This is a genomic window from Curtobacterium sp. MCPF17_050, from assembly GCF_003224435.2.
In the GTDB taxonomy this organism is placed as follows: Bacteria; Actinomycetota; Actinomycetes; order Actinomycetales; family Microbacteriaceae; genus Curtobacterium.
Window position 1 is genome coordinate 1,950,809 of record NZ_CP126250.1, and the last position, 24,287, is coordinate 1,975,095.

General features: G+C 72.3%; 21 protein-coding genes. 12 read left to right on the top strand and 9 right to left on the bottom strand.

Going from position 1 to position 24,287, the window contains the following annotated elements:
- The first annotated feature begins 120 nt into the window (after window positions 1–120).
- The 4 genes from metX (at window position 121) to DEJ34_RS09260 (ending at window position 4,774) form a co-directional block, all read left to right on the top strand.
- Window positions 121–1,320 carry a homoserine O-acetyltransferase MetX gene (gene metX, locus DEJ34_RS09245; protein ID WP_110825155.1) on the top strand — a complete coding sequence of 400 codons (1,200 nt, stop codon included), beginning with the start codon at window positions 121–123 and terminating at the stop codon, window positions 1,318–1,320.
- Between the two features lie 181 nt (window positions 1,321–1,501).
- The gene (locus DEJ34_RS09250; protein ID WP_110891339.1) at window positions 1,502–2,659 is read left to right on the top strand and encodes a sensor histidine kinase; all 1,158 of its coding nucleotides are present in this window, start codon (window positions 1,502–1,504) and stop codon (window positions 2,657–2,659) included.
- Window positions 2,656–3,972, top strand: coding sequence for a hypothetical protein (locus DEJ34_RS09255; RefSeq protein ID WP_110911891.1), 1,317 nt, complete (start codon window positions 2,656–2,658; stop codon window positions 3,970–3,972). Before DEJ34_RS09250 ends, DEJ34_RS09255 begins: the two co-directional genes overlap by 4 nt.
- 130 nt (window positions 3,973–4,102) lie before the next feature.
- Window positions 4,103–4,774, top strand: coding sequence for a response regulator transcription factor (locus tag DEJ34_RS09260; protein ID WP_110825158.1), 672 nt, complete (start codon window positions 4,103–4,105; stop codon window positions 4,772–4,774).
- Between the two features lie 255 nt (window positions 4,775–5,029).
- On the opposite strand, the gene DEJ34_RS09265 is transcribed toward DEJ34_RS09260, so the two are convergent.
- The 4 genes from DEJ34_RS09265 to DEJ34_RS09280 form a co-directional block, all read right to left on the bottom strand.
- On the bottom strand, window positions 5,030–6,298 hold the full coding sequence (locus DEJ34_RS09265; protein ID WP_110911890.1) for an MFS transporter: 1,269 nt from the start codon (window positions 6,296–6,298) through the stop codon (window positions 5,030–5,032).
- A gap of 209 nt (window positions 6,299–6,507) precedes the next feature.
- On the bottom strand, window positions 6,508–6,684 hold the full coding sequence (locus DEJ34_RS09270; protein ID WP_181420478.1) for a hypothetical protein: 177 nt from the start codon (window positions 6,682–6,684) through the stop codon (window positions 6,508–6,510).
- A 131-nt stretch (window positions 6,685–6,815) separates the two neighbouring features.
- Window positions 6,816–7,124, bottom strand: coding sequence for a thiamine-binding protein (locus DEJ34_RS09275; protein WP_110825160.1), 309 nt, complete (start codon window positions 7,122–7,124; stop codon window positions 6,816–6,818).
- Window positions 7,121–8,398: a glycosyltransferase family protein gene (locus DEJ34_RS09280; RefSeq protein WP_110911889.1), complete on the bottom strand. Its 1,278-nt coding sequence runs from the start codon at window positions 8,396–8,398 to the stop codon at window positions 7,121–7,123. The genes DEJ34_RS09275 and DEJ34_RS09280 overlap by 4 nt, the downstream gene beginning before the upstream one ends.
- A gap of 184 nt (window positions 8,399–8,582) precedes the next feature.
- On the opposite strand from DEJ34_RS09280, the gene DEJ34_RS09285 reads away from it, so the two are divergent.
- Complete coding sequence (locus tag DEJ34_RS09285; protein WP_258368394.1) at window positions 8,583–9,308, top strand: YceI family protein; 726 nt, start codon at window positions 8,583–8,585, stop codon at window positions 9,306–9,308.
- A gap of 104 nt (window positions 9,309–9,412) precedes the next feature.
- Here DEJ34_RS09285 and DEJ34_RS09290 read toward each other — a convergent pair whose 3' ends face one another.
- A complete protein-coding gene (locus tag DEJ34_RS09290; protein ID WP_110911888.1) occupies window positions 9,413–10,261 on the bottom strand; it encodes an ADP-dependent NAD(P)H-hydrate dehydratase in 849 nt (282 codons plus the stop codon).
- 24 nt (window positions 10,262–10,285) lie between these two features.
- Between DEJ34_RS09290 and DEJ34_RS09295 the strand changes: the two genes are divergently transcribed.
- From DEJ34_RS09295 to DEJ34_RS09305, 3 genes are all read left to right on the top strand, one after another.
- Window positions 10,286–10,909 (top strand): HAD-IA family hydrolase, encoded by a 624-nt coding sequence (locus DEJ34_RS09295; RefSeq protein WP_146236952.1) that lies wholly within the window; start codon window positions 10,286–10,288, stop codon window positions 10,907–10,909.
- 209 nt (window positions 10,910–11,118) lie between these two features.
- Complete coding sequence (locus DEJ34_RS09300) at window positions 11,119–12,489, top strand: hemolysin family protein (protein WP_258368398.1); 1,371 nt, start codon at window positions 11,119–11,121, stop codon at window positions 12,487–12,489.
- Window positions 12,486–13,526: a hemolysin family protein gene (locus DEJ34_RS09305; RefSeq protein WP_110891332.1), complete on the top strand. Its 1,041-nt coding sequence runs from the start codon at window positions 12,486–12,488 to the stop codon at window positions 13,524–13,526. Before DEJ34_RS09300 ends, DEJ34_RS09305 begins: the two co-directional genes overlap by 4 nt.
- Window positions 13,527–13,604: 78 nt before the next feature.
- On the opposite strand, the gene guaB1 is transcribed toward DEJ34_RS09305, so the two are convergent.
- Window positions 13,605–15,044, bottom strand: a complete 1,440-nt coding sequence (guaB1, locus tag DEJ34_RS09310; RefSeq protein WP_110825165.1) for a GMP reductase — start codon at window positions 15,042–15,044, stop codon at window positions 13,605–13,607.
- 189 nt (window positions 15,045–15,233) lie between these two features.
- Here guaB1 and DEJ34_RS09315 point away from each other — a divergent pair, with 189 nt between their 5' ends.
- Entirely contained in the window at window positions 15,234–19,058 is a 3,825-nt protein-coding gene (locus tag DEJ34_RS09315) for a multifunctional oxoglutarate decarboxylase/oxoglutarate dehydrogenase thiamine pyrophosphate-binding subunit/dihydrolipoyllysine-residue succinyltransferase subunit (RefSeq protein WP_284180679.1), read from the top strand.
- Between the two features lie 101 nt (window positions 19,059–19,159).
- On the opposite strand, the gene DEJ34_RS09320 is transcribed toward DEJ34_RS09315, so the two are convergent.
- From DEJ34_RS09320 to DEJ34_RS09330, 3 genes are read right to left on the bottom strand one after another with little or no spacing between them, the layout of a single operon-like run.
- Window positions 19,160–19,597: a GNAT family N-acetyltransferase gene (locus DEJ34_RS09320; RefSeq protein WP_110825166.1), complete on the bottom strand. Its 438-nt coding sequence runs from the start codon at window positions 19,595–19,597 to the stop codon at window positions 19,160–19,162.
- Between the two features lie 58 nt (window positions 19,598–19,655).
- Window positions 19,656–19,898, bottom strand: a complete 243-nt coding sequence (locus DEJ34_RS09325; protein WP_110825167.1) for a zf-HC2 domain-containing protein — start codon at window positions 19,896–19,898, stop codon at window positions 19,656–19,658.
- Window positions 19,895–20,716: a sigma-70 family RNA polymerase sigma factor gene (locus DEJ34_RS09330; protein ID WP_110825236.1), complete on the bottom strand. Its 822-nt coding sequence runs from the start codon at window positions 20,714–20,716 to the stop codon at window positions 19,895–19,897. Before DEJ34_RS09330 ends, DEJ34_RS09325 begins: the two co-directional genes overlap by 4 nt.
- Before the next feature lie 152 nt (window positions 20,717–20,868).
- Here DEJ34_RS09330 and aroA point away from each other — a divergent pair, with 152 nt between their 5' ends.
- The 3 genes from aroA to DEJ34_RS09345 all read left to right on the top strand — a co-directional run bounded on the left by aroA (window position 20,869) and on the right by DEJ34_RS09345 (window position 24,210).
- Window positions 20,869–22,287 carry a 3-phosphoshikimate 1-carboxyvinyltransferase gene (gene aroA / locus DEJ34_RS09335; RefSeq protein WP_110911915.1) on the top strand — a complete coding sequence of 473 codons (1,419 nt, stop codon included), beginning with the start codon at window positions 20,869–20,871 and terminating at the stop codon, window positions 22,285–22,287.
- Entirely contained in the window at window positions 22,284–23,336 is a 1,053-nt protein-coding gene (gene rsgA, locus DEJ34_RS09340) for a ribosome small subunit-dependent GTPase A (RefSeq protein WP_110825169.1), read from the top strand. Before aroA ends, rsgA begins: the two co-directional genes overlap by 4 nt.
- Window positions 23,337–23,424: 88 nt before the next feature.
- A complete protein-coding gene (locus DEJ34_RS09345) occupies window positions 23,425–24,210 on the top strand; it encodes an inositol monophosphatase family protein (RefSeq protein ID WP_110825170.1) in 786 nt (261 codons plus the stop codon).
- Window positions 24,211–24,287 lie beyond the last annotated feature (77 nt).

The following is a 24,287-nucleotide window of genomic DNA, read 5'->3' on the forward strand; positions in this document are numbered from 1 at the left end:
CGTGGGCGGTTCCCCGCAGCGGTCCACCGCTGCGCGGACCCGCCCACGTCGCGTTCCGCGGCCCGTCGCGACGTAACACGGCGACGGTGCGGCGGGCCTCCCGGCAGACTGGACCCCACGATGGACTGGCAGACGACCCCCGAGGACTCCGTGCCGTCCACCCTGGTGCCCGGCGCCGAACTCCGCACGCTCGGCAAACCGCCCGTGACGGGTGCATGGCGACCGGGTGACCCGCCCGGGGCACGCCGGTTCGAGGACCTCGGCGAGCAGACCGTCCGCGGCGGGCTCGTCCCCGCCGTCCGCGTGGCGTACGAGACCTGGGGGACGCTCTCCCCCGCCCGGGACAACGCCGTCCTGGTGCTGCACGCCCTGACCGGCGACTCGCACGTCACCGGACCCGCCGGCCCCGGCCACCGCACCGCCGGCTGGTGGGGCGATGTGGTCGGGCCGGGGCGGGCGATCGACACCGACCGGTTCTTCGTCGTCGCGCCGAACATGCTCGGCGGGTGCCAGGGCACGACCGGCCCCTCATCGCTGGCACCGGACGGCGTCGAGTGGGGCTCCCGCTTCCCGTTCGTCACCGCCCGCGACCAGGTGGCGACGCAGCTGCGGCTGGCGGACCGACTCGGCATCGACCGGTTCGCGGCCGTCGTCGGCGGCTCGATGGGCGGCATGCACGCGCTGGAACTCGCGGTCACCGCCCCGGAGCGGGTGGCGCGCCTCGCCGTGCTCGCGACGACCGCGCAGACCACCGCGGACCAGATCGCCGCCAACTCCCTGCAGCGGGCGGCGATCCAGATGGACCCGGGCTTCGCCGGCGGCGACCACCACGACGCCGAACCCGGCGAGGGGCCGCACCGGGGGCTGGCGCTCGCGCGACGGATGGCGATGATGACCTACCGCGCCTCGGACGAGCTCAACGGCCGGTTCGCCCGGACGTGGCAGAGCGACGTCTCCCCGCTCGGCGACGACGGCCGGTTCTCGGTGGAGAGCTACCTCGACTTCCACGGCAACAAGTTCACCCGGCGGTTCGACGCGGCCTCGTACGTCGCGCTCACACACGCGATGGACTCGCACGACGTCGGGGCCGGCCGCGGTGGGGTCGCCGCGGCCCTGGCCCGTGTGACCGCACGGACCCTCGTCGTCGGCGTCTCGAGCGACCGTCTGTTCCCGGTCGAGGACCAGCACCGCATCGCCGCCGGGGTGCCCGACACGCTCGACGGTGACCGGGCCGCGGTGATCACGAGCGAGTTCGGCCACGACGGCTTCCTCATCGAGTCCGAGGCCGTCGGCGCGCATCTCCGGCGCCTGCTCGTCTGATCGGGGTGCAGCGCGTGTCCTCGGAAGACGGGACACCCGCAGACCGATCCGTCGACCCCCGCGCGCCGAACACCCCACAACGAGTGTCGCCCGTGGAATGATGCAGAGTGCACGGTCTCGACCAGTGCTCGGTTTCCCAAGACCAACCAGTTTCCCGAACCAGGAACAGCCAGGACCAACGATGGAACTCCTCGCGCAGGAACGCGACCGCCTCCTCCGGTCGACGACGCGTGTCGTGGGCATCGTCTGCGCGCTCGTCAGCGTCGTCGCCGTGGCCACGTCGCTTGCCGTGCCCGCGCTGCCGCTCGTGGTCGGGTTCACGTGCATCGCCGTCATGATCGGTGCACTCGTCGCCTTCGGGTGGAACGGGTCGACCTGGTGGACCGCCCTCACGGTGCTGAGCGGTCTCGGCGCCGTCGCGGTCCTCGCCACCGCCGTCGCCCCCGACGACCGCGGAGTCATCGCGAGCGCGCTCGTGCCGCTCGCCGGCGGCGGACTGGCCTCCCTCCTCATGGCGCAGCGCGGACACCCCGTCGGCCTCGGCATCGCGGCCGCCGCCGGTGTCGTCTCGGTCACCCTGATGTCGTGGGCGAGCGGCACGGTCCTCTCCCTGCCCGTCAGCGGTGTCCTGCTCGGCTGGGTGCTCGTCGCCGTCGTCGCGGTGTGGATCAGCCGGAGCATCCCCCGCGTGGCGCGACGCATCTACACGATCGGGACAGCGCACCGCGCCGAACGGCAGGCCAGCGAGACCGAGGCGCAGCGGCGGCAGGGAGCACGCCTGCTGCACGACACCGTCCTCGCGACCCTGACCCTCCTCGCGCACAGCGGTGTCGGCGTCTCCGAGCACGCGATGCGCGAGCAGGCCGCCGAGGACGCCCGCCTCCTCCGCCACCTCCGCCTCGGCGCGACCCCGCAGCCGCAGCAGTCCGGGGACTACTCGCTCACCCGCACCGAGGAGTCCCCGCTCGGGCAGACCCTCGAGTCGGTCAAGCAGCGGTTCGGCCGGATGGGGCTCGAGGTCGCCTGGCACGGCACCGGACAGGTCCTCCTGCCGACCCACGTCCTCGACGCCTTCCTGCTCGCGCTCGGCGAGTGCCTCGAGAACGTCCGTCGGCACGCCGGGGTCCCCGAGGCGCACGTCACGATCGTGCACGACGAGGCGATGGTCCGCGCCATGGTCACCGACTCCGGCGTCGGCTTCGAACTCGACGCCGTCAGCTCCGAACGACTTGGCTTCAAGGAGAGCGTCGTGAACCGTCTCCGTGAGGTCGGCGGCGACGCCCGGCTCTTCTCCGCGCCGGGCTCCGGCACCACGGTCGTGTTGGAGGCACCGCGGTGAGCCGCATCCCCGAGGACACCATCAGCCGGGCGCTCACCGGTGACCAGGACGCACCCCGTACCCGCCGGGAGGCCCGGGAACGGTACCGGGGCACCGAGCGTCGGCAGGCGCGCGGCCTCCCCTCCACGTCGACCGGTGCACGTTCGCTCCGCCAGGCCGCCCAGCCCGGCGCCTCCCTCGGAGCCGGCCACCTCGGGCTCGGTGCGGCCGTCCTGACCGGTCTCGAGGCACTCGGCGGCATCGTCTTCTTCCTCGTGCACTGGGAGGACTACGGCAACCCCTGGTTCACCGCCAGCGCGTGGCTCCTCTTCGTGGCCGCCGCGACCTGCGTCATCGCCATCGTCCTCACCTACGGCGAGCGGTTGACCGGTCTCGCGTTCGGCCTCATCTGCGTCGTGCTCGCCGGCGTCGTCGCGCTCGACTTCATCGGCATCTGGTCCCAGCACGACCTCGGGCACACCTCGACCGCGTCGATGGCGGCCGGGTTCGCCCTCCTGCCGATCACGACCCTCCGGCCCGCGCGCGAGGTCATCGCGGCGATCGTCGGCCTCGGGCTGGCCTTCGTCGTCTACGCGGTCGTCTCCACGCCGATCAACCCCGAGACGCTCCCCGGCCTCGTGACGCTCCTGTCCGTGACGGTCGTGCCGCCGTCGCTCGCGCTCTTCGTCGTGCACCGGTTCCGCCAGCTCGTGCAGCGCGAACTCGACCGGGTCCTCGTGCAGAGCAACGTCGGTGCGCCGCAGTTCGCCGTCGGGATGCTCGCGTCGGACGAACTCGCCCGGCTCGACCTCGCAGCCGAGAAGCTCCTCGACGCCGTCGCGAACGGATCCGACCCGTTGCCGCTGTCGGACGCGTCCGCCTCCGTCGCCGCCTCCCTCGCGACCGAACTCCGCCTGCACCTCATCGAGGGGCGTCGCGAGACGTGGCTGTACCACGCCATCACGGAGTCGGACCGGCTGGGTCGCGCCGTCGCCGTCGCCGACCCCGGTGCCCTGGCCGGACACCTGTCCCCGGCGCAGCGCGACGGTCTGCTCCAGGCCCTCTGGCTCATGGTCGGCGACGGCCGGAGCCAGCAACCCGGCGCCCCCGTCGTGTCGGTCACCCTCGGACCGGTCGGGACCGACGGCCACCCGGTCAGCGACGACCGGATGGACGTCCCCGTCGTCATCGAGTCCCGCGGGGTCCCCCGTCGGCGCCTCGGGCCCGCAGCGTGGGCCGCCCTCCAGCGCATCGGTACGTACACCGACAGCGTGCGGGACGGCGTGCTGCACGTCACCGCGCACTGCGTCGTCGACCGGCACCCGCAGATGTGACGCACCCCGCGCCTCCCGGCACCGTCGACGTGCGTCATGCGGACAACCAGGCCAGCCTCCCCAGACCGGACCACCGACCCTCCTAGGATCGGCAGGCCCCGGACGGACACCACGAGAAAGGACGCCGAGCATGGCGACTCCAGCGGAACCGATCAGACTCGCACTCGTCGACGACCACCGGATGCTCCTCAGCGCCCTGACCGAGTGGATCCGCAACGCCGCGGACGACATCCAGATGGTCACCGCGGTCACCACGTGGCCCGAGCTGCTCACCAGCCCGGGGTTCCCGGTCGACGTCGTGCTCCTCGACCTCGACCTCAAGGACTCGATCCCGGTCTCGCTGAAGATCTCGACGCTGAAGACCGCCGGCGTGAAGACCGTCGTGATGAGCACGTACTCGGAGCCGAACGTCGTCCGCGAGGCCCTCGGCGCCGGTGCCCTCGGCTACCTCGTCAAGAGCGAGGACGCGGCCATGATCGTCGAGGCGATCCGGACGGCGCAGCGCGGCGAGCAGTACGTCTCCGCCGAACTCGACCTGGCCATCAACTCCGGGGACGTCGGCGGCGTCCCGAAGCTCAGCGCGCAGGAGCGTCGCGTGATGGCGCTCTACGGCGGTGGCGAGCCCGTGAAGAGCGTGGCGTACCAGCTCGGCATCTCCGAGGAGACCGCGAAGAGCTACCTCAAGCGTATCCGCGAGAAGTACCGCGTCGCCGGCTTCGACGTGGGCACGAAGGTGGCGCTCCGGAAGCGAGCGATCACCGACGGCATCATCCTGCAGGACGGGTCCCCGCACGGGCTGTAGCAACGACCCGACCCGCCGCGCCCCGCCGCGCCCCGCCAGGTTCCGGACCCGCCGCGCCCCGCCAGGTTCCGGAATCACGGCATCTTAGGCGTCGAGATGCCGCAATCGTGGAATCGGAACGGTGCACACGCGGCGCGTCGTGGAACCGCGACGGCAGCAGCCGGATGCGTCGACATCGCTGTGCGCACGGGAGGCGCGGCACCAGTCAGCGCGCCCCGTCGAGCCCGACGGATGCCGGGTGGGGCCGGGGACGCGTCAGTGCGTGGACACGACCTCGCGGATCGGGCCGGTGCTCGCGCCCGCCGTCCGGAACGCCGCTGCGCGACGCTTCGAGCGGCCCTCCACCGCGTAGCTGATCACCGCGACGACGACGCCGAGCAGCGCCAGACCGATGCCGAGCCAGCCCGGCGCGAGGAACCCGAAGCCGGCCGCGATGACCGCTCCGCCGAGGGCCGCACCGAGCGAGTTGCCGAGGTTGAACGCCGAGTGGTTGAGCGCTGCCGCGATGGTCCGGGCGTCGCCGGCGATGTCCATCAGGCGGGACTGCACCGCCGGCGGGATCGCGGACGAGGTCGCTCCGAGCAGGAACGCGCCGACGAAGAGCCCGACGACCCACTGCGCGGTGAGCACCGTCACGAGCAGCGCCCCGATCAGGGCGAAGAGCCCCACGAAGATGGTGGCCTTCACGCTGTGGTCGGCCAGGAACCCACCGAGCAGGCCGCCGACGACCATCCCGAGCCCGACGACGACGAGCACCAGGGGGACGGTGGACTCCGACAGCCCGGTGACGTTCTGCACGAGCGGCGAGATGTACGAGTAGACGGCGAAGAACCCGCCGAACCCGACCGCGCCGAGGCTCATCACGATCCACGCCTGCGGCAGGCGGAAGACCCGGAGCTCACGGCCGATGGTCGCGTGGACATCCCGCGCGCTGCGGGGGACGAACGCGGAGACCGCGAGGAAGGTCAGGGCGAACAGGGCGGCGACGACGCCGTAAGCGACACGCCAGCTCGCGACCTGCCCGATCCACGTCACCGCGGGCACGCCGACGACGTTCGCGACGGAGAGGCCGAGGAGCACGAGTGCGATGCCCTTGCCCCGCTTGCCCGGACCCATGATGTCGCCGGCGACGATAGAGGCGATGCCGAAGTACGCGCCGTGCGGGAGTCCGGCGACGAAGCGTGCGACGACGACGAGCCCGAAGGACGGCAACACAGCGCTGGCGACCGTCGCGACCGCGAACCCGATCAGCAGCACCATGAGCAGGCCCTTGCGGGGGAACCGGGCCGACATCGCGGCGATCGTCGGCGCTCCGACGACCACACCGAGGGCGTATGCGCTCACGAGCCATCCCGCGTGCGCGACGCCGCCCTCGGGGTCGGCCGCGTACTGCCCGGGCAGGAGCGCCTCGGCGATGTTCGGCAGCAGGCCCATCGCGACGAACTCGGTCGTGCCGATGGCGAACCCACCGAGCGCGAGGGCGAGGATGGCGAGCGTGCGGCGGGCCGGCGTGAGCTGCGACATGGGACCTGTTCTCGTGCCGGAGCACGGTGGGATCGGAGGCGGTGGACGACCGAGGTCGCGGCTGGAACAGTGTAGACCGCTCCAACACGGCGACGGAAGACACCGGTCGGATCGATTCGACCCGCACGCGATGTGGACGACGACCAGACGGCAGAACGCGGCCCTGCCGATCGGGATTCCCGATCGGCAGGGCCGCGGACGCGGGCGCCTCAGGCTGCGCGCTGCTCCGGCGCACGGGAGGCGGTACGCGCCTCCGGCAGGTCGTCGCGGTGCACCCACCCGGAGCCGCACTCGGTGCAGCTCGCCCAGGCGTTGTCGCCCTGGTCGTCGACGTCGATCACGACCGAGCGGAGGTCACAGTCCGGGCACCAACCGTCGTGCATCATGAGCGGGCTCCTTCCGTCGTGGTGCCGGTGCTCGTGCACCGGCTGATGAGGACAGCACACACCCGACCGCCGACATCACGGCGACGTCAGCGGCGTGTCGGACGGACCCACACCGGCCGGTCGGGCGAGGCTCAGTCGCCGAGCGCCGCCTCGAGCCGCTCGAGCTTCCCGTCGATCTCCCCCGTGTGCCCCGGCCGGATGTCCGCCTTGAGCACGAGCGAGACACGGGTGCCGAACGGTGCGACGGCCTCGGTCGCCCGCTTGACGACGTCGAACACCTCGTCCCACTCCCCCTCGATCTCGGTGAACATCGACGAGGTGCGGTTCGGCAGTCCGGACTCGCGGACGACCCGGACGGCCGCGGCCACGGCGTCGTGCACGGAACCGTCCTCGTTCGCAGCGGGTCCGCCGGACGGGGCGATGGAGAAGGCGACGATCATGCGCCCATCCTGCCCCGCTCGCGGTCCGCGTGCGCGGGTCCGGTGGTCGGCCGGGAGGCCCGTGGCTCGATCCCGTCCCGCCACATCCGGACCAGGACGACGACCGACCACACGAGCACCGCGACCTCCAGCAGGTTCCGCAGCGACAGCACGACGAGGATCCACGGCTGCACGCCGAGCACCTGGTCGTAGTACGCCGGGTAGACGAGCTGCGTGAGGAAGGCCATCGGCAGCATCGCCCCGGCGACCGGCAGGAACCGCCACGCACTGCCGCGCCCGGCGACGAGCCCCCAGACCACCGGCACGGCGAACCAGCCGATGTACTGCGGTGACCCGACCTTGTTCGTCGCGATGAGCGCCGCCACGAACAGCAGCGCGAGGACCGGTGCCACCCGTGCCCGCTGCGCGCCGGTGCGGACGGCGAGCAGGGCGAGGACGACGCCCACCACGACGACGACGGCCATGAGCGGGGTCGAGAGCGCTGCGACGACCTCCGTCCCGGCACCGGACACCTCGAAGGTCAGGATCTCCTGGTCGTAGAACACCGCGGCGCCCGGCACCCGCGCCGCTGCCGCCCACAGGTACGGCGTCGCGAGCGGTGACTCGATCTGCAGGCCGCGCCCGGTCTGTTCGCCGATGAACGAGAACAGGTGCGCGGCGCCGCCGAACAGCACGTCCACGAGCACCACGAGCGCGGTGACCGTGAGCGCTCCCGCGACCACGTCGACACGACGCCCCCGACGGAGGACGACGAGCACGCCGACGAGCGCCGCCGGCCAGACCTTGACCCATGCGGCGACGGTGAACACCGCGGCGGCGATCCCCGGACGAGCCGCGACGGACGCGACCCCGACGAGCGCGACCGCGGTGGCGACGGTGTCGACGCGTCCGAGGCCGATCGGCCCGAGCGCGAGCAGGAACGCCAGCCACCACCAGACGACCCGGACGCCGAACGCCCGGTAGCGCCAGAGCACCGCGCAGACGACCGCGTGCAGCAGCACCATGAGCAGCAGCCAACCGGTGCCGATCGCCGCGGTCCCGCCGAGCGACGCGGCCGCCATCGGTACGATCGCCAGGATCGGGTACACCCACGGAGCGTCGATCCCCACCCAGAAGTGCGAGGCGTGCCCGGACTCGATCCAGCGACGGTACGTGATCGTCACGTCGCCGATCGGCTGGTTCGGGACGACGAGGGTCAGGGTCCAGAGCAGCGCGTGCACCGCGGCGAACGCGACCACGAACGCGACGATCTCCGGCCACGGGTTCCTGCGCACCGGATGAGCGTACCGAGTCGGGACGGGCCGACCGCCGCTGTCCACAGGGCCGGTGACGCTGCCACCGCCGTCCGGGCACCACGCCGCCCCTGGCCCACAGCCGATCCGGATCGACAGCCGATCCGGATCCACAGCCGACCCGGATCCACAGCCGATCCGGAGAGTGACGTGTCACCGTCCTCCTGTGACCTCAGCACCGGACCGTCCCGCGCCCCGCCGCCCGCGCCGCCGTCTCCTGACGTGGCTCGTCATCGCCGTCGTCGTCCTGGCCGTCGCGGTCGTCGCCGTGGTGGTCGGCACCCGCGCCTACACGTCCACCGAGAACGCGAAGGCCTCGGCCACACCCAGCGTCGCCGCCACCCGTGCGCCCTCCACGCTCGAGCCGGAGGACCTGTCCGGCGAGTGGACGATCGGCGACGGGTCCGAGGCGGGCTACCGCGTGCACGAGGTCCTGAACGGCTCCGACGTCACCGTCACGGGTCGTACGTCGAGCGTCACCGGCACGGCGACCGTCGACGGGACGACGATCAGCGCGGCCACGATCACGGTGCAGGTCGGCGACATCGCCACCGACTCGGAGCAGCGCGACTCGTACTTCCGCGACTCGGCGCTCGACACCCAGGCGTTCCCGACCGCCACCTTCACGCTCACGGAGCCGATCGAGGACGCGGTCCCGTCGGGCGACGCCACCACCGAGGTGCGGGCCACCGGCACGCTCGACCTGCACGGCGTCACGAAGCCGGTCACCGCGACGCTGCAGGTCGGACTCAGCGGTGACGGCGTCGACGTCTCCGGCTCGGTCCCGATCACGTTCTCGGACTACTCGGTGCAGGCCCCGGACCTCGGGTTCGTCAAGGTCGACGACGCAGGCGCGGTCGAGTTCCTCGTGCACGCCACGCCCGCCTCCTGACCACCCGTCTCGAAGGTCGCAAAGCGACCACCTGACGGCCGGGAGGCCCGGCACCGGTCGGCACCGCGCCTCCCGTCGGTCCCTCAGTCCAGACCGGCGGCCCGTCAGTCCGCCTGCGCGTCACCCCGCACCGCGAGGTCCCGCACCACACCCGGCAGCTGCTCGACGAGTCCCGTCATCGGGAACGGGCCACCACGCGACGCCCGGCGTGCCGCGACCCCGTGCACGACCGCAGCGGCGGCGGCGAGGTGCGCCAGCTCCTCCGACCCGACCTCGCTCGTCCCGGCCCGCGCTGCGACGAGGGCTCCGAGCACCCCGCCGAGGACGTCCCCGGCACCGGCCGCGGCGAGCCACGGCGTCGCCGAGGACGCCACCAGCCGGACCCCGCCGTCGGGCGTGACGACGTGCGTGTCCGCACCCTTGAGCAGCACGACGCTGCCGGTGCGCTCCGCCGCACGCAGCGCAGCACCCTGCGGGTCCCCCTCGACCTCGTCGCGGGACACCCCGAGCAGGGACGCTGCCTCGCCAGCGTGCGGGGTGAGGACCGCGAGCGGCCCGAGGTCGACGAGCGGGATCGCACCGGCGTCGACGACGACCGGCACGCCGTCCTCGGACGCGTGCGCGAAGCCGTCGCGGGTCGTCGCGTCGAGCTCGTCCAGCGAGGCCGCCGAGATGCCCGACCCGACGAGCCACGCCTGCACGCGGCCGACCCCGGCGACGATCTCCGGCCGTCGGGCCAGCACGAAGTCGGTGGCACGGTCGGGTCCGACGTACCGGACCATGCCGAGCCCGGTGTGCACGGCGGCGTCGACGCCCATGACCGCGGCACCCGGGTAGGCGGCGGAGCCGGTGGCGACCCCGAGGACCCCGCGCCGGTACTTCGAGGTGTCACCGGTGGGCACGGTGATCCAGGCGGCGGCGTCGGCGGGTCGGACGGAGACGAAGTCGTTCATCGTCCCCACGGTACGGTGACGGACATGAGCCTGTCCCTGCCCGGCCGTGTCGTCGTCTTCGACTACGGCGAGGTGATCAGCCGCACCCCGCACGCCGCCCGTGCCGCACTGCTCGAGGCGACGGGGCTCGACGCCGACGAGCTGTTCCCCGTGTACCAGGAGCTCCGGAACGACCTGGACCGTGGCGACCTCTCCGTGCTCGCCTACTGGCGGGCGATCGGCGAACGGACCGGGCGGTCCTGGTCGGTGACCGAGATCCACCGGTTCTGGGCGCTCGACTACACCGGGTGGTTCGACGTCGACCCCGAGGTCCTGGCGCTCGTCGAGGAACTGCACGACGCCGGCACGCGGCTGGCGCTCCTGTCGAACGCGGGGTTCGACTTCGGCGACCCCTACCGGTACTCGCCGATGGGCTCGATGTTCGAGACCGTCGTGGTGAGCGCGGAGGAGCACGTGCTCAAGCCGGACGCGTCCATCTACCGCGACACGTGCGACCGCCTCGGGATCGAGCCCGCCGCGATGGTGTTCGTCGACAACCGTGCGGAGAACGCCGCCGGCGCGGACGCGGTCGGTGCGGTCGGCGTGCACTTCACCTCGGCGGCGGCCCTGCGGTCGGCGCTCGAGGAACTCGCCGCCCCGACGGGGTGACGGCGACCGACGGAGTGACGGCGGGCCGGGATCGGCCGGGAGGCCCGGCGCACCGACCGGACGCCTCCTCGGTTCCTCCGAGCGAGCGCCCGGTACGATTCCCTCATTGTGGACGACCCTCCTAGTTGCGCTGACCATCACATGCCCGCCGCTCACACAGTGAGCTGCCCGACTCCGAGGTGTGCCTCGTGAGCCCCGTCGACGTCCTCATGCTGATCGGCGGCATCCTGCTGACGCTCGGCACCGGGGTCTTCGTGGCCTCCGAGTTCTCGCTCGTCAACCTCGACCGCGCCGACGTCGAAGCCCGCCGCGACCGCGGCGAATCCGGCTTGAGCCCCGTGATCGGTGCGCTCAAGGTCACGTCGACGCACCTGTCGAGCGCCCAGCTCGGCATCACCCTGACGACCCTGCTCACCGGGTACCTGCTCGAACCGTCGATCGCGAAGCTGCTCGAGGCACCGTTCCTCGCGATGGACCTGCCCGAGGGGGTCGTCGAGACCGTCGGCTCGATCGTCGCCCTCGTCATCGCCACCCTGCTGTCGATGATCCTCGGCGAGCTCGTGCCGAAGAACTTCGCCCTCGCGCTGCCGCTCCAGACCGCGAAGCTCGTCGTGCCGCTCCAGGTGGGCTTCACGACGGTGTTCAAGCCCGCGGTCGCAGTGCTCAACGGCACCGCGAACGCCGTGCTCCGCTCGATCGGCATCGAGCCGCAGGAAGAGCTGTCCGGCGCACGGAGCGCCGAGGAGCTCACCTCGCTGCTCCGCCGCTCGGCGTCCGAGGGGTCGCTGGAACAGGACACCGCGACGCTCCTCGAGCGGACGCTGGCGTTCTCCGAGCTCAACGCGAGCGACGTCATGACGCCCCGGCCGCGGCTGTCGACGATCCGTGTGTCCGACAGCGCCGACGCCGTCATCGCCCTCGCCCGCCGGACCGGCTTCAGCCGCTTCCCGGTGATCGAGGAGGACGCGGACGACGTCGTCGGACTCGTGCACGTCAAGCAGGCCGTCTCGGTCCCGCGCGAGAAGCGCGCCGAGGTCCCGGTCGGCGCGCTGATGACGGACGCCGAGCGCGTCCCCGAGACGATGCCCGGCGACACGCTGCTGACCGAGGTCCGCGGCCGCGGGTACCAGATGGTCATCGTCGTGGACGAGTACGGCGGGACGGCCGGTGTCGTCACGCTCGAGGACCTGGTCGAGGAGATCGTCGGCGAGGTATCGGACGAGCACGACCGCGCCCGCATCGACGTCGTGCGCAGCCGCGGCTGGCTCACCTTCCCCGGACTGCTCCGTCCGGACGAACTCGAGGACCGCGCGAGCGTCACGGTGCCCGAGGACGGCCCGTACGAGACCGTCGGCGGGTTCCTCATGCAGGAGCTCGGACGGCTCCCGGTGGTGGGTGACGAGGTCGCGATCGACTCGGGCGTGTTCCGCGTCGAGCGCCTCGACGGCCGTCGGATCGACCGCATCCGCTACACGCCGAACCCGGTCGACTCCCCCACCGGGAGCGCCCCCACCCCGACGGGGAGCACCACGAAGACGACGAGCACGACGACGACCGACACCGCGGAGGCCGACCGATGAGTTCCGACTGGTGGGGCATCTTCTGGCTCTTCGTCCTCCTCGGGGGCAACGCGTTCTTCGTCGCCGCCGAGTTCGCCGTCATCTCGGCACGCCGCTCGCAGATCGAGCCGCGGGCCGAGCAGGGCTCCCGTGCCGCGCAGATGACGCTGTGGGCGATGGAGCACGCGACCCGCATGCTCGCGACCACGCAGCTCGGCATCACGGTCTGCTCGCTGCTCATCCTGAACGTGTCCGAGCCGGCGATCCACCACCTGCTCGAGGTCCCGCTGCACCTGACCGGGTGGAGCGCCGAGGTCATCGGCGTCGTGGCGTTCGTGTTCACGCTGCTGCTCGTGTCGTTCCTGCACGTCGTGTTCGGCGAGATGGTCCCGAAGAACATCTCGTTCTCGATGCCGGACCGGGCCGCGCTCATGCTCGTCCCGACGCTCTGGTACATCGGCCACGGCCTGCACTGGGTGGTCGTCGGCCTCAACGAGGTCGCGAACGGCGTCCTGCGGCTCTTCAAGGTGGAGCCGAAGGACGAGGCGGTCAGCGCCTACACGGTCGACGAGGTGCAGACGATCGTCGAGCAGTCCCGGCGCGAGGGCACCCTCGCCGACGACTCGGGCACGCTCCGGATGGCGTTCGAGTTCACCGAGAAGAAGGTCAAGGACGTCGCCGTGCCGATGTCCGGGCTCGTGACGCTGCACGAGGACGCCACCCCGGCGGACGTCGAGCGGATGGTGTCGCAGCGCGGGTTCTCGCGCTACGTGCTCGTCGACGACGCCGGTGACCCGACCGGGTACGTGCACGTCAAGGACGTCATCGACCTGCGGCCGGACGAGTTCGACGACCCGGTGCCGCCGAAGCGCATCCGGCAGCTCATCTCGCTGTACACGGAGATGGACCTCGAGGACGCGCTCGCCACCATGCGCGGGGCCGGGCGCCACGTGGCCCGGGCGTTCGACGCCGAGGGGCGGACGACGGGCGTGCTCTTCCTCGAGGACATCCTCGAGGAGCTCATCGGCACCGTCGAGGACGCCACCCGGCGTCGCTGACGCCGGTCGCTCCCGAGACCCGGGACGGACGGGAGGGTCCCACCTCCCGTCCGTCGTGGCGTCGGCGGCGCGACCGCGCTACCAGCTCACCGGCAGGGGCTTGCCCTCCTCGTACCCGGCGGCGGACTGGATGCCGACCAGCGCGCGGTCCGAGAACTCGGCCAGGCTCGTCGCGCCCGCGTACGTGGCGGAACTGCGGAGCCCCGTCGTGATCATGTCGAGCAGGTCCTCGACGCTCGGACGCTCCGGGTCGAGGAAGATCGTCGACGACGAGATCCCCTCGGCGAACAGCGCCTTGCGGGCACGCTCGTACGGGTCGAGCCGCTCGAACCGCTCCCGCACGGCCTTCGCGGACGCCATCCCCCAGCTCTCCTTGTAGGCGCGACCGGCTGGGTCGCGGCGGAGCACGCCGGGCGCCTCGAGCGTGCCGGCGAACCACGAGCCGATCATCACGGCGGACGCACCGGCGGCCAGCGCGAGCGCGACGTCACGCGGGTAGCGGACGCCGCCGTCGGCCCAGACGTGCGCGCCGAGCGACCGGGCGGCCGCGGCGGTCTCGAGCACCGCGGAGAACTGCGGCCGCCCGACGGCGGTCATCATGCGCGTCGTGCACATGGCACCGGGGCCGACACCGACCTTGATGATCGACGCGCCGGCGGCGACCAGGTGCGCGACGGCGTCGGCGGTGACGACGTTGCCGGCGACGAGCGGGATGCCGAGCTGCAGGGCCGACACGGCACGGAGCGCGCGGAGCATGCCCTCCTGGTGGCCGTGGGCGGTGTCGAGGACGAGCACGTCGACCCCGGCGTCGGCGAGGGCCGAGGCCTTCGCGGCGACGTCGCCGTTGATGCCGACGGCCGCCGCCACCCGGAGCCGACCGGACGCGTCCACGGCCGGTCGGTAGATGTCGGAGCGGATGGCGCTCGTCGGGCTCGTCGTGCCGACGACCTTGCCGTGCCGCACGACGGGAGCGAAGTCCACGCCGGCCGCGGTCAGCACGTCGTACACGTGCCGCGGGGTGCCGGCGTCCTCGGCGTCGATCGCGACCGTCGCGCCGTGCAGCAGGTCGCCGAGGACGGCGTCCGCGCCGGCGGTCGCGAGCCGGGTCGCCGGCACGCAGCCGAGGTACTCGCCCGCCGGGTCGCGCACGACGATGCCACGGCCCTCGACCGGCAGGAGCTGCTCGAGCGCCTCGGCCACGGTCGCGTCGGCGCCGAGCTCGAGTGCGGAGTCGTACGCGACCGGCTGCGCCTTCACCCAGCGGATCGCCTCGGCGAGGTCCTGCAGGTGCATGTCCTGCGGCAGCACACCGAGACCACCGCGTCGGGCGAGCGTCGCGGCGAGGCGGGGACCGGTCACCGAGTTCATGTTCGCGCTGACGATCGGGATGGTCGCGCCGGTGCCGTCGTCCGTCGCGAGGTCCACGTCGAAGCGGCTCGTCACGCTCGACCGACTCGGGACGAGGAAGACGTCGGAGTAGGTCAGGTCGTGGGTCGGCCGCGTCTCGTAGAACCTCATGGGGCCAATCGTACGGCGGCGGCGTCAGGCCCGGCCGGGAGGCCCCGCGACGCCCGCCGGGAGGCCCGACTCGCCCGCCCTCTCCCACCTCGCGGCCACGGAGGAGCGGCTAGGGTTGACGGCGTGCGGGACAGGGTTGCCCCGCACGACACACACGAGCATCAATCGACGGAGAGTGGGCGATCGGCTGTGTCGAGCCATCTGACCGGAACGGACGAGACCGCGGGCGATTTCGGCGCGAACGAGTGGCTGGTGGACGAGCTCTACGAGCAGTTCGTGGCCGACAGGAACAGCGTCGACGAGTCCTGGTGGCCTGTCCTCGAGAGCTACCACCGGACGCAGGCCGCCACGACGGACGCCGCCTCCGGCAGCCCGGCCGACACCGGCTCGGGCACCCCGGCCGCCGCCGACTCGAGCACCCCCGCCCCGGCCCAGGCAGCCGCCGCGCAGGTCGCCCCCGCCGGTCAGCCCGCCGCCGCCTCCGGCCCCTCCTCCACGCAGCAGCCCGCCACGGGAGAGGCGAAGACCCCGCTCCAGGCCCGCACCACCTCGCGCCAGCCGTCCCCGCAGCCGATCCCCGCCGAGGCGAACGACGCGGCGGACGACCACGAGGAGACCCACGAGGACGTCGCCACCCCGCTGCGCGGCATGGCGAAGACCCTCGCGTCGAACATGGACGCGTCGCTCACCGTCCCGACCGCGACCAGCGTCCGGACCATCCCGGCGAAGCTGATGATCGACAACCGGATCGTCATCAACAACCACCTGCGGCGTGCCCGCGGCGGCAAGATCTCCTTCACGCACCTGATCGGCTGGGCCATGGTGCAGACGCTCAAGGAGTTCCCGAGCCAGAACGTCTCGTACGAGGAGCGCGACGGCAAGCCCTTCCTCGTCACCCCGGCGCACGTCAACCTCGGCATCGCGATCGACGTCCCGAAGAAGGACGGCACGCGCTCCCTGCTCGTCCCGAGCATCAAGCGCGCCGAGGCCCTGACGTTCGGCCAGTTCCTCTCCGTGTACGAGGACGTCGTCAAGCGCGCCCGGGACAACAAGCTCACCCCGTCGGACTTCCAGGGCACGACGATCTCCCTCACGAACCCGGGCGGCATCGGCACCGAGCACTCGGTCCCGCGTCTCACGAAGGGGCAGGGCTGCATCGTCGGCGCCGGCGCCCTCGAGTACCCGGCGCAGTTCCAGGGGTCGGCACCGAAGACCCTCATCGAGCTCGGCGTCGGCAAGACCATCACGCTGACGAGCACGTACGACCACCGTGTCATCCAGGGCGCCGGGTCGGGTGAGTTCCTCAAGAAGGTGCACGAGCGGCTCATCGGCCAGCACGGCTTCTACGACGACATCTTCGCCGCGCTCCGGATCCCCTACAAGCCGATCCAGTGGGCGAACGACATCAACGTCGACCTGGCGCACCGGGTGAACAAGACCGCGCGCGTGCAGGAGCTCATCAACAGCTACCGTGTCCGCGGGCACCTGATGGCCGACATCGACCCGCTCGAGTACCGGCAGCGCACGCACCCCGACCTCGAGATCGAGAGCCACGGGCTGACCTTCTGGGACCTCGACCGGGAGTTCGTCACGGGCGGGCTCGCCGGCACGACGACCGCTCCCCTGCGCGACGTCCTCGGGATCCTCCGCGACGCCTACTGCCGCACGGTCGGCATCGAGTACATGCACATCCAGGACCCGGAGCAGCGTCGCTGGGTGCAGGAGCGCATCGAGGTCCCGTACTCGAAGCCGTCGAAGGACGAGCAGCTCCGCGTCCTCGGCAAGCTCAACGAGGCCGAGGCCTTCGAGACCTTCCTGCAGACCAAGTACGTCGGCCAGAAGCGGTTCTCGCTCGAGGGCGGCGAGTCGACCATCGCGTTCCTCGACACGCTCATCCAGCACGCCGCCGTGGACGGTCTCGACGAGGTCGCGATCGGCATGGCGCACCGCGGCCGCCTCAACGTGCTGACGAACATCGCCGGCAAGACCTACGGCCAGATCTTCCGCGAGTTCGAGGGCACCCAGCTCCCGGGCACGGTCTCCGGTCAGGGTTCCGGCGACGTCAAGTACCACGTCGGCACCGAGGGCGTGTTCCGCGCCTCCGACGGGTCCCGCATCCCCGTCACGATCGCCGCCAACCCGTCCCACCTCGAGGCCGTCGACGGCGTGCTCGAGGGCATCGTCCGCGCGAAGCAGGACCGGAAGCCCGCCGGCACCTTCGGCACGCTCCCCGTGCTCGTGCACGGCGACGCGGCGATGGCCGGCCAGGGCGTGGTCGTCGAGACCCTGCAGATGTCGCAGCTGCGGGGCTACCGCACCGGCGGCACCGTGCACCTCGTCATCAACAACCAGGTCGGCTTCACGACGCCGCCCGAATCAGCGCGCACCTCGGTGTACTCGACCGACGTCGCGAAGACGATCCAGGCGCCGGTCTTCCACGTGAACGGCGACGATCCGGAGGCCGTGGCCCGCGTCGCGGACCTGGCCTACGCGTACCGCGAGGAGTTCCACCGCGACGTGGTCATCGACCTGGTCTGCTACCGCCGCCGCGGTCACAACGAGGGCGACGACCCCTCGATGACGCAGCCGCTCATGTACAACCTCATCGAGGCGAAGCGCTCGGTCCGCACGCTGTACACCGAAGCCCTCGTCGGCCGCGGTGACATCACGCAGCAGGAGTACGACGACGCGCACCGCGACTTCCAGGACCGCCTCGAGCGCGCCTTCGCGGAGACGCACGAGGCGCAGACGGGCTCGGTGTCGACGCCCGCCACGGACGACTCCGGTGCCGTGAACGGCCTCGAGCGCCCGACCTCCCAACGCGACGACTCCGAACTCGAGGTGCACGACACCGCGGTCTCGCAGGAGCTCGTCGAACTCATCGGCGACGCGCACGGGAACCCGCCGTCGGGCTTCTCGATCCATCCGAAGCTGCAGCAGCTGCTCACCAAGCGCCGCGAGATGACCCGGACCGGCGGGATCGACTGGGCCATGGCCGAGCTGATGGCGATCGGTTCGGTCCTGACCGAGGGCAAGCCGGTGCGGCTCGCCGGGCAGGACGCCCGTCGTGGCACGTTCGTCCAGCGCCAGGCGGTCTTCCACGACCGGACCAACGGCCAGGAGTGGCTGCCGCTCGCGAACCTCACCGAGGACCAGGCACGCTTCTTCATCTACGACTCGCTCCTGAGCGAGTACGCGGCGATGGCGTTCGAGTACGGGTACTCGGTCGAGCGTCCCGAGGCCCTCGTGCTCTGGGAGGCGCAGTTCGGCGACTTCGCGAACGGCGCCCAGACCGTGATCGACGAGTTCATCTCGTCCGCCGAGCAGAAGTGGGGCCAGCGCTCCGGCCTGGTGCTCCTGCTCCCGCACGGCTACGAGGGGCAGGGGCCGGACCACTCCTCCGGGCGCATCGAGCGCTACCTGCAGCTGTGCGCGCAGGACAACATGGTCGTGGCTCGCCCGTCGACCCCGGCGTCGTACTTCCACCTTCTCCGGCGCCAGGCGTGGGCGAAGCCGCAGAAGCCGCTCATCGTGTTCTCCCCGAAGGCGATGCTCCGCCTGCGACAGGCGACGAGCGCGGTGACGGACTTCACCTCCGGCACGTTCCAGGAGGTCCTGGACGACGACCGCCTGCAGGCGAACGGTGTCGACCGCGGTTCGGTGCGCCGGGTGGTCCTGCACTCGGGCAAGATCCACCACGACCTGCGTGCCGAGGCGGAGAAGCGCGGTGTGACGGACGTGGCACTGGTCCGGCTGGAGCAGCTCGCCCCGCTCCCGCTCGACCGCATCCTCGAGGTCATCGCGGGCTACCCCGAGGCCGAGGTCGTGTTCGCCCAGGAGGAGCCCGAGAACCAGGGCGCCTGGCCGTTCGTCTGCATGAACCTGTCCCCGCACCTGGACGGTCGGCCGCTGTCCGTCGCGGCCCGGTCCGCGAGTGCGGCGCCGGCGACCGGCTCGTCGAAGCGCTCCGCCGCCGAGGCGGCCGAGGTCATCGACCGGGCGTTGCGGGCATGAGCGCTTGAGCGCGTCGGCCTGATGACGAGGGAGCGCCTCGTGCAGGAGTCCGTGGGACTCCAGCACGAGGCGCTCCGACGTCCGCGAGGGATCAGTACAGTTCAAACCAGCCTGGTGTAGCGGACGCCCGCCTCGTGGTAGCCGCGGCGCTGGTAAAACCGGTGCGCGCTGTCCGTCGCGGCGGCGCTCACGGCGCTCAGCTGGCGCGCGCCCTGCTCGACGGCCCACGTCTCGAAGGTGCCCAGGAGCGCAGAGCCGGTGCCGTGCCTCCTGGCCGTGGGGTCCACGACGAGCAGGAGCAACTGCGCGGTCGGCGCGTCCCCGGCGTACGTCCACGTGAGCTGCGCCCCGGCGACCGCGACGGGCCGACCGTCGTCCCCGCGCACGACCCACGTGCGGTGCCCGGCCTCGGCGGTGAGCCGGTCGAGGCGCGAGCGCATCGACGCGGGCTCGACCTGGTGGCCGAGCAGGCGCACCAACTCGGTCACCGCGACGACGTCGGGTTCGGTCCAGGTGCTGATCGGCTCGGCGTCGGTCATGCCCGCACCCTACCCGCTCCCAGCGGCGCTTCCGCCGGTGTGACGCGGCCGGGTGCGGTCAGTGTGTGGACTGCACTGCGCGGAGCCGGGCGAGGACCTCGCCGCGGAGCTGCTCGGGAGCGGTCTCCTGGCAGGCGCGCTTCACGGTCTCCATGAGCACCACGCCGACGCGGTGTTCCGTCAGGCAGTCCTCGCAGCCGTCCATGTGCTCGCGGATGTCCGCGGCGTCCTCGTGACGGAGCTCGTCGTGGAGGAACTCCTCGAGTTCCGCCTTCGCCTTCGAGCAGTCGCACCCGCTCATCGTGCGTCCTTCCGGGTCGTGCGGGCACCGGCCGTCGTGGCCGCCCGCGTACCTGCACCACGGCCTCGCCCGCGCATCGTCGCCGTCGACGCTGCGTCCGGGACGACACCGGTCTCGCGTGCGTGGTCCGCCAGCAGCCCACGCAGGAGCCGGCGTCCACGGTGGAGGCGGCTCATGACCGTCCCCACGGGGGTCTTCATGATGTCGGCGATCTCCTGGTAGGAGAACCCCTCGACATCGGCGAAGTAGACCGCCATCCGGAAGTCCTCCGGGATGGCCTGCAGCGCGTCCTTCACGGCGGAGGACGGCAGATGGTCGATGGCGTCGGCCTCGGCGGACCGGGCCGAGATCGACTGCGTCACGCTCTCCGCGCCGCCGAGCTGCCAGTCCTCGAGCTCGTCGATGGTGCCCTGGTACGGGTTCCGCTGGTTCTTGCGGTACGTGTTGATGAACGTGTTCGTCAGGATCCGGTACAGCCACGCCTTGAGGTTCGTGCCCTGGCGGAACTGCCGGAACGCGGCGAACGCCTTGACGAACGTCTCCTGTACGAGGTCCGAGGCGTCGGCGGGGTTGCGCGTCATCCGCATCGCCGCGCCGTACAGCTGGTCCATGAACGGCAGCGCCTGGTCCTCGAACAGGCGGCGCAGCTCGTGCTCCGAGACCGTCTTCGCGTCGACCGGCTCGTCGTCGGCGGTCGGGTCGTCCGACTCGTCCACCGTGTCCGACGCGGCGAGGTCCTCGTCCTCGACGGCGTCGAGCTGCGCCTCGGTCTCCTCGACCAGGTCGTCCGGTGCGTGCTGCGGTTCGTCGGTCGTCATCGCCCGCCAGTCTAGGCGGACGAGGACGTCCGGGCCCTGCGGCTCGGTCAACGTCGTGACGACCGTCGGCAGCTGGTCCGCGGCGGCCGGTCGTGACGGTGCGAGTGCGATCACCGTGCTCCTCCCGATGGGTTCAGTAGTGTGGTGAACCGATGGCAGCCACGACGCATTCCCGCCCCTGGACCGCCCCCGTCGCGCCGGGCCCGCTCGCCGGGGACGTCGCCCTGCCCGGGTCGAAGTCGCTGACGAACCGCGAGCTCGTCCTCGCCGCGCTCGCCGACGGCCCCTCCACGATCCGGCTGCCCCTGCACTCCCGGGACTCCGCCCTCATGACGACCGCGCTCCGCCAGCTCGGCGTCGGCATCGACGAGGTCGAGCCGGTCGCGGGTGACCCGGCGAACCCGTACGGACCGGACCTCCGCGTGACGCCCGCCGCCATGCACGGCGGTGTCCGTGTCGACTGCGGCCTCGCGGGCACCGTCATGCGCTTCCTGCCGCCCCTGGCGGCACTGGCCGAGGGACCGGTCACGATCGACGGTGACCCCTACGCCCGCAAGCGACCGATGGCTGCGATCATCCGCGCGCTCGTCGACCTCGGCGTGGACGTCACCGACGACGACGGCGGCGCGATGCCCTTCACCTTCGTCGGCAGCGGTTCGGTCCGGGGTGGGACGCTCGAGATCGACGCCTCGGCGTCCTCCCAGTTCGTCTCCGGCCTGCTGCTCTCCGCGCCCCGCTTCGACGAGGGCCTGCACCTGCGGCACGTCGGCGACAGGCTGCCGAGCATGCCGCACATCGCGATGACGGTCGCGGTCCTCCGTGCCCGCGGCGTCCGCGTCGACGAGCCGGGCGTCGGCGAGTGGGTCGTGCACCCCGGACCCATCGCGGCACGGGACGTGACGATCGAACCGGACCTCTCGAACGCCGCACCCTTCGCGGTCGCCGCACTCGTCGCCGGTGGGACGGTCCGGATCCGGACCTGGCCGACCGAGACGACGCAGGTCGGTGCCGACCTCGAGACGCTCCTGCCGCTGTGGGGCGCGACCGTGACGCGGGACGGTGCGGACCTGGTGTTCGACGGCGGCGTCGGGGTCCGGGGTGGCGCCTCCCTGCCGGGTCTGGAGCTGGACCTGACCCGCGGCGGCGAGCTCGCCCCGGCACTCGTCGCGCTGGCGGCCCTGGCCGGCGGCCCGAGCGAGGTCTCCGGCATCGGGCACCTGCGCGGGCACGAGACGGACCGGCTCGCGGCGCTCGCGGCGGACCTCAACGGGCTCGGAGGCACGGTCACCGAGCGCGAGGAGGGCCTCCGGATCGACCCGGCGCGGCTCTCGGGCGGTGACTGGGCTGCGTACGAGGACCACCGGATGGCCACCGCCGGCGCCGTCGTCGGTCTGGTGACCGAGGGCGTCGCGGTCGACGACATCGGCTCCACCGCGAAGACGTTGCCGCAGTTCCCGGAGCTGTGGGCCGACCTGGTCGCCACGGCGGGCCGGACCGCTCCGGCAGACCGGGACACCGACGTCACGGGAGCAGCGGGTGCGGCCGAGACAGCAGAGGGGGCGCCGGCATGAGCTGGTGGGACGACACCGACGGCGGCGACGAGGACGAGCCGTACGGCCAGTACGACGAGTCGAGCGTCCGCGTCCGGCCGAACCCGAAGGGCAACCGACCCCGGACGAAGACCCGGCCGACGTACGAGGACGCGCCGTCGGGCTGGGTCACCAACGTCGACCGCGGACGCTTCGGCGTGCTCGTCACCGACGCGGACGGGGAGCACGTCATCACCGCGACGAAGGCCCGCGAGCTCGGCCGGAAGTCGGTCGTCACGGGCGACCACGTCTCGCTCACCGGCGACGTCTCCGGCAGCGAGGGCTCGCTGGCCCGCATCGTCCGGGTGGCCGAGCGGACGACCCTGCTCCGGCGGAGTGCGGACGACTCGGACGAGGTCGAGCGCGTCATCGTGGCGAACGCCGACCAGATGCTCATCGTCGTGGCCTCGGCGGACCCGGAACCCCGGCCGCGCCTCATCGACCGGTACCTCGTCGCGGCGTTCGACGCCGGCCTCGACCCGGTCCTCTGCATCACGAAGACCGACCTCGCCGACCCGGCGCCGTTCCTGGCGCACTTCGCCTGCCTCGACCTGCGCATCGTGACGAGCCGGGCCGACGATGTGCCGTTCGAGGCGCTGCACGAGCTCCTCGACGGCAAGGTGACGGTCACCGTCGGCCACTCCGGCGTCGGCAAGTCCACCCTCGTCAACGCGCTGACCGGCTCCACGCGGGCGATCGGCGTCGTCAACTCGGTCACCGGGCGCGGCCGCCACACGTCCTCGTCGTCCGTCGCCCTCCGGGTGCGGGACGGCGGGTGGGTCATCGACACCCCCGGCGTCCGGTCGTTCGGCCTCGGGCACGTGCAGCCGGAGAACGTGTTCCGCGCGTTCGCCTCGCACGCGGTGCCGGTGCAGGACGCCCCGGACGGCATCCCGCTGCACCAGGCGCACGACTGGGAGATCGTCGACCGGGTCGCGGGCGGCGAGCTCGGGCCGACCGGGATCGAGCGGCTCGACTCGTTCCGGGCGCTCCTCACCGGGATGGGCGCGGAGGACCCCGGCACGGCGTGAGCTACCCCGCACGGCGTCCCCCGGCGTCGGGTGGACCCACTCGGCCGGGTCGTGCGGGGGTCCGCCGGACCGCCGCTACGCTCGACCCGTGGACCTCAGCGCCGACCTGGCATTCGCCCGTTCCCTCGCCGACACCGCCGACGCGATCAGCCTCGACCGGTTCCGCGCCGCCGACCTGCACGTCACGGAGAAGGCCGACCACACCGCGGTCACCGACGCCGACCAGGCCGTCGAGCGCGCCCTCCGCGAGCGGCTCGCCGCGGAGCGCCCGGAGGACGCCTTCCTCGGCGAGGAGACCACGGCGGACACCGGCGAGGAGGCCGTGAGCGCCGGACACCGCCAGTGGGTCGTCGACCCGATCGACGGCACCGCCAACTACCTGCGCGGCGTGCCGGTGTGGGCGACGCTCATCGCCCTCGCGGTGGACGGCCGTCCCGTCCTCGGGGTGGTCAGCGCACCGGCCCTCGGCAAGCGGTGGTGGGCGGCGGCGGGCCTCGGCGCGCACTCGTTCGACGGACCGCTGCACGTGTCCGGCGTCGCCGCCCTCGGGGACGCGAGCCTGAGCTACAACTCGCTGCAGCAGTGGGACGACGACGACCGGCTCGACGCCCTCGTCACGCTGTCGCGACGGGTCTGGCGCACCCGCGCCTACGGCGACATGTGGTCGTACATGATGGTCGCGGAAGGGGTCCTCGACGTCGCCGGGGAACCGGACCTCAAGCCGTGGGACATCGCCGCCCTCGTCCCGATCGTGGAGGAGGCCGGCGGCCGCCTCACCTCGCTCGACGGCGACCCCGGTCCGTGGCACGGCAGTGCGCTCGCCTCGAACGGCCTCGTGCACGACGCCGTCGTCGAGGTGATCCGCCGGGCCTGACCGCTGACGGGGCACCTGCGACGCTGCTCGCCCCAGCGCCGCCGTCACCCCCCCCCGTTCTGGGGGCACGCCTATCG

Coding starts and splice junctions, on each gene's coding strand:
- DEJ34_RS09325 (WP_110825167.1), bottom strand. CDS start 19,898: ATGAGCGGGTGCGACTGCTCGAAGGCGAAGGCGGAACTCGAGGAGTTC.
- DEJ34_RS09270 (WP_181420478.1), bottom strand. CDS start 6,684: ATGATGCACGACGGTTGGTGCCCGGACTGTGACCTCCGCTCGGTCGTG.
- DEJ34_RS09295 (WP_146236952.1), top strand. CDS start 10,286: ATGAGCCTGTCCCTGCCCGGCCGTGTCGTCGTCTTCGACTACGGCGAG.
- metX (WP_110825155.1), top strand. CDS start 121: ATGGACTGGCAGACGACCCCCGAGGACTCCGTGCCGTCCACCCTGGTG.
- DEJ34_RS09260 (WP_110825158.1), top strand. CDS start 4,103: ATGGCGACTCCAGCGGAACCGATCAGACTCGCACTCGTCGACGACCAC.
- DEJ34_RS09290 (WP_110911888.1), bottom strand. CDS start 10,261: ATGAACGACTTCGTCTCCGTCCGACCCGCCGACGCCGCCGCCTGGATC.
- DEJ34_RS09275 (WP_110825160.1), bottom strand. CDS start 7,124: ATGATCGTCGCCTTCTCCATCGCCCCGTCCGGCGGACCCGCTGCGAAC.
- DEJ34_RS09265 (WP_110911890.1), bottom strand. CDS start 6,298: ATGTCGCAGCTCACGCCGGCCCGCCGCACGCTCGCCATCCTCGCCCTC.
- aroA (WP_110911915.1), top strand. CDS start 20,869: ATGGCAGCCACGACGCATTCCCGCCCCTGGACCGCCCCCGTCGCGCCG.
- DEJ34_RS09250 (WP_110891339.1), top strand. CDS start 1,502: ATGGAACTCCTCGCGCAGGAACGCGACCGCCTCCTCCGGTCGACGACG.
- DEJ34_RS09330 (WP_110825236.1), bottom strand. CDS start 20,716: ATGACGACCGACGAACCGCAGCACGCACCGGACGACCTGGTCGAGGAG.
- DEJ34_RS09300 (WP_258368398.1), top strand. CDS start 11,119: ATGCTGATCGGCGGCATCCTGCTGACGCTCGGCACCGGGGTCTTCGTG.
- rsgA (WP_110825169.1), top strand. CDS start 22,284: ATGAGCTGGTGGGACGACACCGACGGCGGCGACGAGGACGAGCCGTAC.
- guaB1 (WP_110825165.1), bottom strand. CDS start 15,044: ATGAGGTTCTACGAGACGCGGCCGACCCACGACCTGACCTACTCCGAC.
- DEJ34_RS09320 (WP_110825166.1), bottom strand. CDS start 19,597: ATGACCGACGCCGAGCCGATCAGCACCTGGACCGAACCCGACGTCGTC.
- DEJ34_RS09305 (WP_110891332.1), top strand. CDS start 12,486: ATGAGTTCCGACTGGTGGGGCATCTTCTGGCTCTTCGTCCTCCTCGGG.